General features: G+C 62.3%; 12 protein-coding genes. 9 read left to right on the top strand and 3 right to left on the bottom strand.

Annotated features, from left to right (window positions below):
• Window positions 1-159 precede the first annotated feature (159 nt).
• Window positions 160-1,122 (top strand): AEC family transporter, encoded by a 963-nt coding sequence (locus EN906_RS07640; RefSeq protein WP_127272652.1) that lies wholly within the window; start codon window positions 160-162, stop codon window positions 1,120-1,122.
• Here the strand turns inward: EN906_RS07640 and EN906_RS07645 are convergent.
• Window positions 1,099-2,310 (bottom strand): UbiH/UbiF family hydroxylase, encoded by a 1,212-nt coding sequence (locus tag EN906_RS07645; protein ID WP_127272651.1) that lies wholly within the window; start codon window positions 2,308-2,310, stop codon window positions 1,099-1,101. The two genes, EN906_RS07640 and EN906_RS07645, sit on opposite strands and share 24 nt — an antisense overlap.
• A 71-nt stretch (window positions 2,311-2,381) precedes the next feature.
• On the opposite strand from EN906_RS07645, the gene EN906_RS07650 reads away from it, so the two are divergent.
• From EN906_RS07650 to EN906_RS07685, 8 genes are all read left to right on the top strand, one after another.
• The gene (locus EN906_RS07650) at window positions 2,382-3,320 is read left to right on the top strand and encodes a DUF2182 domain-containing protein (RefSeq protein WP_127272650.1); all 939 of its coding nucleotides are present in this window, start codon (window positions 2,382-2,384) and stop codon (window positions 3,318-3,320) included.
• A 14-nt stretch (window positions 3,321-3,334) separates the two neighbouring features.
• Window positions 3,335-3,949, top strand: a complete 615-nt coding sequence (locus EN906_RS07655) for a DUF1326 domain-containing protein (RefSeq protein ID WP_127271928.1) — start codon at window positions 3,335-3,337, stop codon at window positions 3,947-3,949.
• Window positions 3,946-4,764 carry a phosphatidylcholine synthase gene (gene pcsA, locus EN906_RS07660; protein ID WP_023811884.1) on the top strand — a complete coding sequence of 273 codons (819 nt, stop codon included), beginning with the start codon at window positions 3,946-3,948 and terminating at the stop codon, window positions 4,762-4,764. Before EN906_RS07655 ends, pcsA begins: the two co-directional genes overlap by 4 nt.
• A gap of 44 nt (window positions 4,765-4,808) precedes the next feature.
• Complete coding sequence (locus EN906_RS07665) at window positions 4,809-5,786, top strand: quinone oxidoreductase (RefSeq protein ID WP_127272649.1); 978 nt, start codon at window positions 4,809-4,811, stop codon at window positions 5,784-5,786.
• Between the two features lie 133 nt (window positions 5,787-5,919).
• Window positions 5,920-7,497, top strand: a complete 1,578-nt coding sequence (locus EN906_RS07670) for an ABC transporter ATP-binding protein (protein WP_164777124.1) — start codon at window positions 5,920-5,922, stop codon at window positions 7,495-7,497.
• Window positions 7,494-8,624 carry an ABC transporter permease gene (locus EN906_RS07675; RefSeq protein ID WP_127269000.1) on the top strand — a complete coding sequence of 377 codons (1,131 nt, stop codon included), beginning with the start codon at window positions 7,494-7,496 and terminating at the stop codon, window positions 8,622-8,624. Before EN906_RS07670 ends, EN906_RS07675 begins: the two co-directional genes overlap by 4 nt.
• Complete coding sequence (locus tag EN906_RS07680; protein ID WP_127268999.1) at window positions 8,624-9,544, top strand: ABC transporter permease; 921 nt, start codon at window positions 8,624-8,626, stop codon at window positions 9,542-9,544. The genes EN906_RS07675 and EN906_RS07680 overlap by 1 nt, the downstream gene beginning before the upstream one ends.
• Window positions 9,545-9,594: 50 nt before the next feature.
• Entirely contained in the window at window positions 9,595-10,662 is a 1,068-nt protein-coding gene (locus tag EN906_RS07685; protein ID WP_127268998.1) for a BMP family ABC transporter substrate-binding protein, read from the top strand.
• Window positions 10,663-10,707: 45 nt separating this feature from the next.
• On the opposite strand, the gene EN906_RS07690 is transcribed toward EN906_RS07685, so the two are convergent.
• On the bottom strand, window positions 10,708-11,814 hold the full coding sequence (locus EN906_RS07690; protein ID WP_127268997.1) for an acyltransferase: 1,107 nt from the start codon (window positions 11,812-11,814) through the stop codon (window positions 10,708-10,710).
• Window positions 11,815-11,912: 98 nt separating this feature from the next.
• Entirely contained in the window at window positions 11,913-13,226 is a 1,314-nt protein-coding gene (gene rimO / locus EN906_RS07695; protein WP_127271065.1) for a 30S ribosomal protein S12 methylthiotransferase RimO, read from the bottom strand.
• Window positions 13,227-13,287: the final 61 nt, after the last annotated feature.

The raw sequence follows: 13,287 nt of genomic DNA on the forward strand, positions 1-13,287 counted from the left end.
CCACCTGTCCGATCGCGAATTTGGCTGCTTTCATCGTACTCACCACTGAATTCCTTGGGCTTATTTGGCGCAGACCGCGCATCAATTCAATCCCGAGGCGCTTGACGCCCTATTAAGCAACGGGCTAGCCCGGCGCCAGGGTTTCGGACCAGCATAAAAATGTCTGACGTCATCGGTCTTGTTCTTCCGTTCTTCGGCTTGATTTTTGTCGGGTTCCTGGTGGCGCGCATCACCAGGCAGCCGCTGGAGGCGCTCGGCTGGATGAACACGTTCATCGTCTATGTCGCGCTGCCGGCACTTTTCTTCCAACTGCTTGCCAAGACGCCGTTCGAAGACCTGACGGAATGGCGCTTCATCTTCGGTTCGGTCGTCTCGACCTTCATGATATTTTCCTTGATGTTCATGGGGTCGGTCCTGACCTCGCGCGGCGAGATAGCGCAATCGACCATCAAGGCGCTCGCGGCCGCCTATGGCAATATCGGCTATATGGGACCGGGGCTGGCATTGCTGGCCTTCGGCGAGGAGGCGGCTGTGCCGGTCGCCTTGATCTTCTGTTTCGAGAACATCATGCATTTCGCCATCGCACCCATGATGATGGCGCTGTCGGGCGACGACAAGACCACGCCTCTCCGGCTTGCGCTCGGTGTCGTGCGCAAGAGCGTGCTGCACCCGTTCATCATCGCAACCGCCCTGGGCGTCGGCGCCGCCTATATCGGCTTTCGACCGCCCGTGCCGGTGGAGCGATTTCTGGAATATCTTTCCCGGGCGGCCGCACCTTGCGCGCTGTTTGCCATGGGCGTCACGCTGGCGCTCAGGCCGCTCAATCGCGTCCCGCACGAGATGGTTCCGATTGCGGCACTGAAACTGATCCTGCACCCTTTGCTCTGCTATGTCGTGTTGAGCTGGATCGGCAATTTCTCTGAGACATGGGTCTTCTCGGCGGTGCTTCTGGCGGCGTTGCCGACCGCCACCAACGTCTTCGTCATCGCCCAGCAGTATGGCGTCTGGGTACAGCGCGTGTCGGCCAGTGTGCTGATCACAACCTGCCTGTCGGTCGTGACTGTCACCGGGCTGCTCTACCTGATCCGGCACGATATCCTAGCGCCGGACCTGTTTCCCTAACCCGCCGGCAAGCGCGGCAAAACCGCTGCCTGGACGAAGCCCCTCGCGCATGAAAAAAGCCCGAAGCGGCGCGAAGCCACCGAGCACGCCGAGCCCGGCCACGCGGGCCATCTGGGCCGGCAGCATGTCGGAAAGCAGCGACATGTTGAGCAGGTTGACCGCACCGCTACGCGCCAGAATATCGGGGCGGCGCTTGAAATCGTAAGCCGCAAGCGCCTTGGCTGCACCCGGGTCCGCTCGATTTTCACAAGCGATTCCAACCAGATCGTCGACGTCCCTGATGCCGAGATTGAGGCCTTGCGCACCAATCGGCGGAAACACATGGGCGGCTTCGCCGACCAGCGCCACCCGATCTCGGGCGAAACGCAGTGGCGTCACCGCCGAAAGCGGATAGATCTGCCGGCCCGGCTCGACCGTCACCCGGCCCAGCATCGACTGCATCTGCTGTTCAACCCGCTGAGAAAGCGTCGTATCGTCCAGTGCGGCGAGGTCGGTCGCGGTCTCGGGCTTGACCACCCAGACCAGGCTGGAGCGATTGCCGGGCAACGGGACCTGCGTGAACGGACCGGTCTCGGTGTGGAATTCCGTCGAGGTGAAAGCGTGGTCGCCGCTATGGCCGAAATTGAGGACGAGAGCTGCCTGCGGGTAGGACCGGGCCGAGGTCGAGATGCCGGCCGCCTGGCGCGCCGGTGACAACCGCCCATCGGCGGCGACCGCAAGCGATGCGTCGACCGTGCTGCCGTCGGCCAGGACGGCACGGGCGTGCTCGGCATCGAGATGCCAGTTCGCCACTATCGACATCAGCCGGTCGATGCCGGCATGCGCGGCAACGGCGCTGGCGAGTGCCGGGTTGAGGACGCTGTTGGGAAGGTTCAGCCCGAACTGGTCCTCGTCGATCTCGCTGGCGCGGAAGGTGACGACCGGGCTGCGGATCAGCCGGCTGGTGGCGTCGACGATGCGCATCACTTTCAGGGGCGCCGCCTTGGATTTGACGGCTTCGAGCACGCCAAGCCGGTCGAGCACTTTCAAGGCAGGGTTCATCAGGGCTGTCGTGCGGCCATCGGGAGCGGTGGCCTCCGGCCCGACCAGTGTCACCGGGAAACCTTCGGCGGCAAAACCGAGCGCCGCGATCAGCCCTGCCGGCCCCGTGCCGGCAACCAGTATCCGCGCAGTTTGCTGATGCTCCAAGATCGGCTTCCGGCTTGCAATGCGAGGCGGGTCCACCCGACCTGCCGTTCGATGAGCATATAGGTCAGATCATGCCGCTTGATCAACGCGGCGATTCGGCCCATTCGGATGTCATGACCGGCCAGCAGGACGACTTCAGGCATCTCGACCGCGCCGGCCGCGCCATGGCCGGCATCGCGCGCAATCCTCGCGTCACGGTAAACGTCGTTGTCGGCGCTTGCATCCTGCTTGCCTGGCTGTCTCTTGCGGCGATGGCAATCCGCGGGGCTGAAACAGGGATTGCGGGCGTCGGCGCCCCTGGCGACAGGATCCTGCGCAGCCTGCCGCCACTGCCGCTGCCCGATTTCCTGGAACGGTTCTTTGTGCTGTGCCTCTCACCGGTGCCCTTGGACGCAGATCTCGGCTTGCAGGCCGGCGCGCTCGTTTTCATGTGGCTCCTGATGGCGGTCGCGATGATGCTGCCTTCGGCGGCGCCGATGATCCGCACCTATTGCGAAATCACTGACACGGCTCGCATCAAGGGCGAACCGGTCGTTCACCCGCTGGTGCTGGTCGCCGGTTACCTAAGCGTCTGGCTCGCCGCTTCAATGATGTTCGCGGCGCTGACCTTGGCCGTCCATGCATTCGCCTCGTCAGCCGGGATGCTCGATCCGGTCGTCGGCCTTGCCGGTGCGCTCGCTCTCGTGATTGCCGGCCTCTACCAGTTCAGCGGCCTCAAGGAAGCTTGCCTGAAGAAATGCAAGAACCCGTTCTCGGTCCTGTTTTCGAACTGGAGCGCAAGGCCCCTTAACATCTTTCGGCTCGGTGTCGCGCAAGGTCTGTGGTGTCTCGGCTGCTGCTGGGCCTTGATGCTGGTGATGTTCGCCGTTGGCGTCATGAACATTTTCTGGATGGCGTTGATCGGGCTGTTCACCCTGATCGAAAAACAAACAGCCAGCAGGGTTCCAACCCGGCTGGCCGGTGCGATACTGCTTGTCTGGGCAGCCGCGCTGCTAGTAGTCTCGCTATGAGTGGGGGAAAATCGATGGCAGACCAGAGCTGGGCGATGAAGGGAGAGCTCGTACTCTCCTGCAATTGCACGGTTTTTTGCCCCTGCGTGCTATCGCTTGGCAATCATCCGCCGACCGAAGGCTATTGCCAGACCTGGGCGGGGTTTCGTATCGATGCAGGCCATTTCGGTGAGGTCGATCTGTCCGGCCTCAATCTCGGGCTGATCATAGAAATCCCCGGCTACATGAGCCGCGGCAACTGGACCGCCGGCCTGTTCATCGACAGCCGAGCCTCGGTCTACGCGGTCAAGGCGCTGACCAAGATCTTCACGGGCAAGGCAGGCGGAACCACATCGCTGCTCTCCATCCTGGTCGGCAAATTCCTCGGCGTCGAACAAGTGCCGATCACCTATGAGACGCGTGACAAGACGCGTATCTTCCAGATACCGAAGATTATCGACGGGGCGGTGACACCCATCCCCGGCAAGGATCGCGACAAGGATACGGTGATCAGCAATTCGGAATACTGGATCGCGCCCGAGATTGTCGTGGCAAGGTCTGACAAGAGCAAGATGCGGGCTTTCGGCCGCAACTGGAATTTCGCCGGCCGTTCGGCCGAAATCTGCAAGCTGGATTGGCGGGGCCCGTGAGCAAGAACACAACGGCCCGAAAAGCCGCCAAAAAGATCACGGACCGGATTCCCAGGCCGAAGAAGAAGGTCACCTGGCCACAGGCGCGGGCGTTCTCCGTCCACCTCTTGACCGCCTCGGGGTCATTCCTGGCCTTCCTGTCGCTGGTAGCGGCGAGCGAAGAGCGCTGGACCGCAATGTTCTGGTGGCTCGGGCTGGCATTGTTCGTCGACGGCATCGATGGACCGATCGCGCGCAAGCTCGAGGTCAAGGAGATCCTGCCGACATGGTCAGGCGAACTGCTCGACAACATCATCGACTACGTGACCTACGTGCTGATCCCGGCCTTCGCGCTCTATCAGCGCGGCTTCATGGGCGAGGGCCTGTCTTTCCTGTCGGCGGCGATCATCGTCGTGTCCAGCGCCATCTACTATGCCGACACCGGCATGAAGACGAAGGAGAATTTCTTCAAGGGATTCCCCGTGGTCTGGAACATGGTGGTGTTCACCCTGTTCGTCATCGAGCCCGGACAATGGGTTTCGTTCGCGGTTGTGGTGGTGGCCGGCGTCCTGACTTTCGTGCCGATCAACTTCATCCACCCGGTGCGGGTGGTGCGGCTGCGGCGCATCAACCTTGGGATGACTCTCTTGTGGTGCGCTTTCGGCGCGCTTGCCCTGGCCCAGGCGGCACTCGCTGCCTTCTATGATCAGATCGGCGTGCTGGGCGAACAGGTCAGCACCTTCACCAAGATCGGCATTACCATCACCGGGCTTTACCTTGCCTGCATCGGTGGCATCATGCAGTTCTTTCCCAATCTCGGTGCCAAAAAGGCTTGATCAGCCGCTCCCACAGGAAGCCTAGCCCCACAGGAAGCCTAGCAATGTCGAAAGCGATCCGCATTCACGCCAATGGCGGCCCGGAAGTTCTGACCTATGAGGACGCTGACCCCGGCCAGCCGGGATCCGGGCAGATCCTGGTCCGGCACACCGCGATCGGCCTCAATTTCATCGATGTCTACCATCGCTCTGGCCTCTACCCGCCGCCTGGCGGCTTCCCGCTCGTGCCAGGCAGCGAAGCCGCCGGCGTGGTGCTGGAGGTCGGCCAGGGCGTCGACTGGCTGAAGCCTGGCGATCGCATCGCCTATGCCGTGACGACGGGCGCTTACGCGCAACAGCGCGTCATCGATGCCAGCCGCGTCGTCAAGGTTCCGGATGGCATCAGCGACGAACAGGCCGCGGCGATGATGCTGAAGGGCATGACCGCGGAATATCTGCTGCGCCGGACGTTCAAGGTGAAGGCCGGCGACACGATCCTGTTCCACGCCGCGGCAGGCGGCGTCGGGCTGATCCTCGGCCAATGGGCAAAACATCTCGGCGCCACCGTCATCGGCACCGCCAGCTCGTCCGACAAGATCGAGCTCGCCAGGGCGCATGGTTTCGACCATGTCATCAACTACAAGGAACAGGATTTCGTTGCCGGCGTCGCCGCCATCACCGGCGGCAAAAAATGCGACGTTGTCTACGATTCGGTCGGCAACGACACATTTCCGGCTTCGCTGGACTGCCTGCGGTCGCTTGGCATGTTCGTCAGCTTTGGCCAGTCATCGGGACCCATACCGCCGTTCAGCATGTCATTGCTGGCACAGAAGGGGTCGCTGTTCGCAACAAGGCCGACACTGTTCGTCTACAACGCAAAACGCGAGGACCTCGACGCTTCTGCCGCCGCCCTGTTCGAGGTCGTGCTCAGCGGCGCGGTCGAAATCAAGATCAACCAGCGCTACGCGCTGAAGGACGCCGGCAAGGCGCATTCCGACCTCGAGGGCCGCAGGACCACAGGGACGACCATTCTCATCCCTTAGTTCGTTCTGCCTTGCTATCCCTTGAATTTCCGCTGAAATTCTTGAAGCTCTTTCAAGACGTGTGCCGCTTTCCGATGAGAGCCGGCCGCGCCTACCATGCCTGCGGGAACACAGAACATGTCTGGCTAACCAGATGGGAGGCACTGTGAGTGCAAATCACGACGGCACGAACCTGCTTGAGGTTCGTGGCCTCACCAAGATATTCGGCACGCTGACGGCGTGCGATCATATCGATCTCGACATCGCCAGGGGTGAGATCCACGCCCTGCTTGGCGAAAACGGCGCCGGCAAGTCGACGCTGGTGAAGATGCTGTTCGGTTCGCTGGAGCCCAATGCCGGCGAGATCTTCTGGAACGGGCAGGCCGTCAGGATTTCCAGCCCCGGCGTCGCGAAAAAACTCGGTATCGGTATGGTGTTCCAGCACTTCTCGCTGTTCGAGGCGCTGACCGCGGCCGAAAACATTGCCCTGTCGCTGGACGACGGCTCGCCGATCAACAGCATCGCTGCGAAGGCGAGGGCGCTTTCCTTCAGCTACGGCCTGCCGCTCGATCCTGAATCGCTGGTCGGCGACCTGTCGGTAGGCGAACGCCAACGCATCGAAATCATCCGTTGCCTGTTGCAAACGCCTCAGCTCATCATCCTGGACGAGCCGACCTCGGTGCTGACGCCGCAGGAAGCCGACAAGCTGTTCGAGACGCTGGAGCGCCTGCGTTCGGAAGGCAAATCCATCCTCTACATTTCGCACCGGCTCGAAGAGGTCAAACGCATCTGCGACCGCGCCACCGTGCTGCGTCACGGCAAGGTCGTCGGCCATTGCAACCCGCGCGAGGAAACCGCCTCTTCGCTGGCCCGCATGATGGTCGGCAACGAGGTGCAGGCCGTGGTGCGCGCGCCGGTCGAGGGGATCGCCACGGCGCAGCCGCTGCTCGAGATTCGCAACCTCAGCCGCAAGCCGGCAACACCGTTCTCGATCCCGCTCAAGGGCATCAACCTGAACGTCCGGGCGGGCGAGGTGATCGGCATCGCTGGCGTCGCCGGCAACGGCCAGGGCGAGTTCTTCGAATCCGTCTCAGGCGAAGTGCCGCAGCAGGATGCATCCTCGGTGCGCATTCGCGGTAAGGACGCAGGCGGCCTCACCATCACCGGGCGCCGACTGCTGGGCGCTGCCTTCGTGCCGGAGGAGCGCCTCGGCCACGGTGCGGCACCGCGCATGAAGCTTTCCGAAAACCTGCTGCTGTCGCGCCATGCCACCGACGGCAAGGCGTTCGTCGGTTCCGGCGGGATGGTGAAGAGCGGTGCCATCCAAGCCGCGTCCCAACGCATCATCGAGGCGATGGATGTACGCAAGAGTGCGCCGGATCCGGAGGCCGCGGCCCTTTCGGGCGGCAATCTGCAGAAATTCATCGTCGGCCGTGAACTCGACCGCCGGCCAAGCGTCATGGTGGTGAACCAGCCGACCTGGGGCGTGGATGCGGGCGCTGCCGCTCATATCCGCCAGGCCTTGATCGAGTTGTCGCGCAGCGGATCGGCGGTGCTGGTGATCAGCCAGGATCTCGACGAGCTGTTCGAGATATCGGATGCGATCGCGGTCATGCACAATGGCGGGCTGTCGAAACCTATGCCGATCGCCGAGGCAACCTTCGAAAAGGTAGGTTTGCTGATGGGCGGCGCCGAACCAGGCCACGCCGAACACTCGCTGGAGACGGCATGATGCGCCTCGAACTCGTCAAACGCCCGCAGCGTTCCATGCTGTTTTCGGCCCTGTCGCCGTTCATCGCCTTCGCGCTGACCATCATTGCCGGCGCCGTCATGTTCGCGCTGCTCGGCGTCAATCCGCTGACCGCGTTCAATATCTATTTTATCGAGCCGATCAGCCAGGTCTGGCAGCTACATGAGCTGGCGATCAAGGCAGCGCCGCTCATCCTGATCGCCGTCGGCCTGTCGGTCTGCTACAAGGCCAACATCTGGAACATCGGCGCCGAAGGCCAGTTCATCCTCGGCGGCATTGCCGGTTCGATGATTCCCGTGCTGTTTCCGCAGTTCGAAGGTCCGCTGGTGCTGCCGCTGATGCTGTTGCTCGGCATGGTCGGCGGCGCGGCCTATGCCGCGATCCCGGCTCTGCTCAAGACTCGCTTCGGCACCAACGAAATCCTGACCAGCCTGATGCTGGTCTACGTCGCGCAGCTCTTCCTTGATTGGCTGGTGCGCGGACCCTGGCGCGATCCGCAGGGCCATGGTTTCCCGCAGACCATCCAGTTCAACGATTCGGCCGTGTTGCCGGAGCTGATGCCGGATGCCGGACGGGCAAACTGGGGTTTTGTCTTCGCATTGGTCGCCGCGGTGCTGGTCTGGATCCTGATGAGCCGCATGCTGAAAGGTTTTGAGGTGCGCGTGCTGGGCTCAAGCCCGCGGGCAGGGCGCTTCGCCGGCTTCGGCCTCAACCGCATGGTCTTTTTTGCTTTCCTGCTGTCAGGCGCTCTGGCGGGTCTCGCCGGCATCTCCGAGGTCTCGGGCGCTATCGGGCAACTGCAGCCTGTCATTTCGCCCGGCTATGGCTTCACCGCCATCATCGTGGCTTTCCTTGGCCGCCTCAACCCGCTCGGCATCGTTGCCGCCGGTCTGGTGCTGGCGCTGACCTATCTCGGCGGCGAAGCGGTGCAGAGCGCGCTCGGCATCTCCGACAAGGTGGCGCGGGTGTTCCAGGGCATGCTGCTGTTCTTCGTGCTCGGCTGCGACACGCTCATCCACTACCGCATTCGCCTGGTCGGCCTGGCGCTGACCAAGCCGGAAGGTGCCGCGAAACTCGAAGCCGCGCCAAAGTTGAAGGAAGCCCGTTGATGGACATCACCGTAAACATCCTTCTGACCATCGCCACGGCGGCAACGCCCCTGTTGATCGCGGCAATCGGCGAACTGGTGGTCGAGCGCTCCGGCGTGCTCAATCTCGGCGTCGAGGGCATGATGATCATGGGCGCTGTCGGCGGATTCGGCGCGACCTATCTCACCGGCTCGCCCTGGATCGGCCTTTTGGCGGCAATCGCCATGGGCGCGGTGTTCTCGCTGCTGTTTGCCGTCATGACGCTGTCGCTGGCCACCAACCAGGTGGCGACCGGCCTGTCGCTGACGCTGCTCGGCCTTGGCCTGTCCGGCATGATGGGCACCAGCTTTGTCGGCCAACCCGGCGAAAGGCTGCCCAACCTCTACATTCCCGGTCTGACGGAAATGCCTGTCGTCGGCAGGCTGCTGTTCGGTCAGGACCCGATCTTCTACATTTCGATCGCGCTCACCGCGGCCGTCATGTGGTTCCTGTTCAAGACAAGGACCGGACTGACGCTGCGCTCGATCGGCGACAGCCACACCTCGGCCCATGCGCTTGGCATCCAGGTCATCCGCTATCGCTATCTCGCGGTGATCTTCGGCGGCGCCTGTGCCGGGCTTGCCGGCGGCCATCTGTCGCTGGTCTACACGCCGCAATGGGTCGAGAACATGAGCGCCGGCCGCGGCTGGATCGCGCTGGCGCTGGTGGTGTTCGCCTCCTGGCGGCCATGGCGGGTGCTGGCCGGCGCCTACATCTTCGGCGCGGTGTGGATCGGCCAGCTTCATGCACAGGCTTTTGGCATTCCAGTGCCTTCACAGTTCCTTTCTTCGCTGCCCTATCTGGCAACCATCGTGGTTCTCGTTCTAATCTCGCGCAACAAGCGTCTGACGATGATGAACACGCCGGCTTCCTTGGGGCAGCCATTCGTTCCGGATCGTTGACAATAAAAACAAACGGGAAGCTCCAAGGCTTAACTCAGAGAGGTAACACAATGAAAAAACTGCTTATTGCCCTGATGACCACGACCGCCGCCATGTCGCTGGCAGTGACGGCGGAAGCTGCGGACAAGCTGAAGGCATGCTGGGTCTACACCGGCCCGATCGGCGACTTCGGCTACTCCTACCAGCACGACCAGGGCCGTCTCGATGTGGAGAAGGCGCTCGGTGACAAGGTCGAAACAGCCTATCTCGAAAACGTCTCGGAAGGTCCCGACGCCGACCGCGCTTTCGAGCGCCTGGCGCGCGAAGGCTGCAAGCTCATCTTCGGCACCTCCTTCGGCTTCATGGACCCGGAAGTGAAGGTCGCCAAGAAATTTCCCAAGGTGATGTTCGAGCACGCCACCGGCTACAAGACATCGGACAATCTTGGCATCTACAATGCCCGCTTCTATGAAGGCCGCTACATTCTCGGCCAGATCGCCGCCAAGGAATCGAAGGCCGGCGTGGCCGGCTACATCGTTTCCTTCCCGATCCCGGAAGTGGTGATGGGCATCAACTCCTTCATGCTCGGCGCCCAGTCGATCAACCCGAACTTCAAGGCAAAGATCGTCTGGGTGAATACATGGTTCGATCCGGGCAAAGAAGCCGACGCCGCCAAGGCGCTGTTCGACCAGGGGGCCGACATCATCGTCCAGCACACCGATTCGACTGCTGCCCTGCAAGTGGCCGAAGAGCGGGGCCTGAAGGGCTTTGGCCAGTCTTCGGACATGATCAAGTTCGCGCCCAAGGCGCAGCTGACTTCGATCACCGATGATTGGGGTCCCTATTACATCAGCCGGGTCCAGGCAGCCCTCGACGGCACGTGGAAGCCTGGCAATGTCTGGCTCGGCATCAAGGACGGTGCCGTCAAGATGTCCGCTTACACCAACATGCCCGACGACGTGAAAGCGATGGCGCAGGCCACCGAAAAGAAGATCGTCGACGGCTGGAACCCCTTCACGGGACCGATCGCCAAGCAGGACGGCACGCCGTGGCTGAAGGACGGCGAAGTCGCCGACGACGGCACGCTGCTCGGCATGAATTTTTATGTGAAGGGCGTCGACGACAAGCTGCCGAAATAACCAGCGCGAGACATGAGACGGAGGGGCGCCGCGAGGCGCCCTTCTTCATTCGGCGGGCTGTGCGCCGGCAGAGGGGCGATGAAACCGCGTTCGTCCGGCATCGACCACACGGCCGAGCCAGAACCTGAGCAACCGCTGTACCGGTCGTTCGCAGGTGCGCCAGATCGCCCACGAAATGAAAAGCATGAGCACGACGCAACCAAGGGCGGCAATCCATTTGCCGACAATGGGCGTTGCCGCATTGATGGCGAGATAGCCGATCTCCTGATGCAGCAGATAGAGCGGATAGGTCAGCCCGCCCAGCGCCAGGGTGAGCGCCGATGCCCTCACACGGTGGCGCAACAGCACCGCGCCGATCAGGGCCGCGTGCATGACGGCGTTGGCGAAGACAAGATTGGCCGAGGAGACGGCAATGCCGTAGTGGCCGAGCATCCAGCGCTGCGTCACCGACAGCGTTCCGCAGGAGATCAGGAACGCGGCGGCGAGCAGCAGCAGGGCCGGCACAGAACGGTCATGCGAATGGATGTGGTGGACCAGCACGCCGGCGGCGAAGAACGGGCCGAACTCGGTGAGGAACAGCAGCCTGGCTCCGCCGCTGCCGATGAAGAACTCGTTCAAGGCCGAGATCGCCAGCCAGATGAAGATCAGCTCCAGCTTGCGTTTCTGGAAGAGCCCGGTGAACAGGGCCAGCGTGATCCATCCGTAGAACACCAGTTCAAGCACGATCGACCAGTAGACGCCGTCCATGAAGGGTTGGCCGAAGGCCGGCGCGAACATCGACAGGTTGGCGACGTACTGGCTGAAAGAGGCTGGAAGCAACGGCGTGCCGGCAAGGGTGAGAACTGCGAAGGTGATCGTCATGCAGAACAGAAAACCCGGATAGAGGCGAACGAACCGCGCGATCGCAAACTGATCCCAGCTCCGGTTTTCCGCCGACCAGGCAATGACGAAACCGCTGATCAGGAAGAACAGATTGACGCCGAGATAGCCGTAGAGGGCGAACGGTGCGGCAAGCGGATAGCCCTGCGCGAGGTAGCCTTCGGCGGCCGCGCCGCGAAAGAAATAGTGAAAGAACACGACGGCAAGTGCTGCCGCCAGCCTGAGCAGGTCCAGCGTCGCGATGTAATTTTGTTCCGCAGATCTGGTGTTCATCCGCATTTCCCCGCATCTCCGGTCCGCAAACCATAGAGCGGATCGCGGCTGAGCGGGTTAAAAGGCTGAACTATCGCCAGATGTAGTAAATACGGCCCTCAGACCGCCGAACCATAAAGGTCATAGGCGTCGGCGCGGTCGATCTTGACGGTGACGATATCGCCCTGGCGCAAAGGGCGGCGCGATTGGATATGCACCGAGCCATCGATCTCGGGCGCGTCGTATTTGGTGCGGCCCTTTGCCGACGTGCCATGCGCCTCGTCGATCAGCACCGGCAGGCGCTTGCCGACCTTCTTGGCCAGCTGCGTTGCCGAAATCTTCTGCTGGCGCTGCATGAAACGGTGCCAGCGCGCCTCCTTGATCTCCTGGGGAACCTGTTCGAGACCGAGATCGTTGGAGCGGGCGCCGCGGACCGACTCGTATTTGAAGCAGCCGGCGCGATCGATCTTGGCCTCGTCGAGCCAGTCGAGCAGCATCTCGAAATCGTCGTCCGTCTCGCCGGGAAAGCCGACGATGAAGGTCGAGCGGATGGCCAGATCCGGGCAGACCTCACGCCAGCCGCGAATGCGCTCGAGCGTCTTTTCGCCGTGTGCCGGCCGGCGCATGTTCTTCAACACCTGCGGCGAAGCGTGCTGGAAGGGGATATCCAGGTAAGGGAGGATCTTGCCCTCTGCCATCAGCGGGACGACGTCGGCGACATGCGGGTAGGGGTAGACATAGTGCATGCGCACCCAGATGCCGAGCTTGCCCAGTTCCTCGGACAGATCGAGGAATTTTGCGCGCACCTCACGGTCGCCGAACATCGACGTCTGATACTTGATGTCGATGCCGTAGGCGCTGGTGTCCTGTGAGATCACCAGAAGTTCCTTGACCCCAGCCTTGGCCAGTTTCTCGGCCTCGCGCAGCACATCGGCCGCCGGCCGCGAGACGAGGTCGCCACGCAGTGCCGGAATGATGCAAAAGGTACAGCGGTTGTTGCAGCCTTCGGAAATTTTCAGATAGGCGTAGTGGCGCGGCGTCAGCTTGACACCCTGCGGCGGCAAAAGATCGACATAAGGGTCGTGCGAAGGCGGCGCGGCCTCATGCACGGCAGCCATCACGCTCTCATAGGCCTGCGGCCCGGTGATCGCCAGCACATTGGGGTGCTTTTCGCGAATGACGTCCGGCTCGGCGCCCAGGCAACCGGTGACGATCACCCGGCCGTTTTCCGAAAGCGCGGAGCCGATGGCGTTGAGCGACTCGTCGCGAGCGGAATCGAGAAAGCCGCAAGTGTTGACGACGACAAGGTCGGCGCCGTCATGCTTGCGGGCGATTTCGTAACCTTCGGCGCGCAGGCGCGTGATGATGCGCTCCGAATCCACAAGGGCCTTCGGGCATCCAAGACTGACAAAACTCACGCGTGGAGCGGACATAGAGCGTTTCCGGGCTTTTCAGGATTGCCGGCGCAGTACCACACTTATTGCGGCATTGGTA

Origin of the sequence: Mesorhizobium sp. M7A.F.Ca.CA.004.06.1.1 (assembly GCF_003999135.1) — a bacterium.
Lineage (GTDB): Bacteria > Pseudomonadota > Alphaproteobacteria > Rhizobiales > Rhizobiaceae > Mesorhizobium.

Bases quoted from the DNA above. Each gene is read 5' to 3' on its own strand.
- EN906_RS07690 (WP_127268997.1), bottom strand. From the start codon at position 11,814: ATGAACACCAGATCTGCGGAACAAAATTACATCGCGACGCTGGACCTG.
- EN906_RS07650 (WP_127272650.1), top strand. From the start codon at position 2,382: ATGCCGCTTGATCAACGCGGCGATTCGGCCCATTCGGATGTCATGACC.
- EN906_RS07685 (WP_127268998.1), top strand. From the start codon at position 9,595: ATGAAAAAACTGCTTATTGCCCTGATGACCACGACCGCCGCCATGTCG.
- EN906_RS07675 (WP_127269000.1), top strand. From the start codon at position 7,494: ATGATGCGCCTCGAACTCGTCAAACGCCCGCAGCGTTCCATGCTGTTT.
- EN906_RS07680 (WP_127268999.1), top strand. From the start codon at position 8,624: ATGGACATCACCGTAAACATCCTTCTGACCATCGCCACGGCGGCAACG.
- EN906_RS07640 (WP_127272652.1), top strand. From the start codon at position 160: ATGTCTGACGTCATCGGTCTTGTTCTTCCGTTCTTCGGCTTGATTTTT.
- EN906_RS07670 (WP_164777124.1), top strand. From the start codon at position 5,920: ATGGGAGGCACTGTGAGTGCAAATCACGACGGCACGAACCTGCTTGAG.
- EN906_RS07655 (WP_127271928.1), top strand. From the start codon at position 3,335: ATGGCAGACCAGAGCTGGGCGATGAAGGGAGAGCTCGTACTCTCCTGC.
- rimO (WP_127271065.1), bottom strand. From the start codon at position 13,226: ATGTCCGCTCCACGCGTGAGTTTTGTCAGTCTTGGATGCCCGAAGGCC.
- EN906_RS07665 (WP_127272649.1), top strand. From the start codon at position 4,809: ATGTCGAAAGCGATCCGCATTCACGCCAATGGCGGCCCGGAAGTTCTG.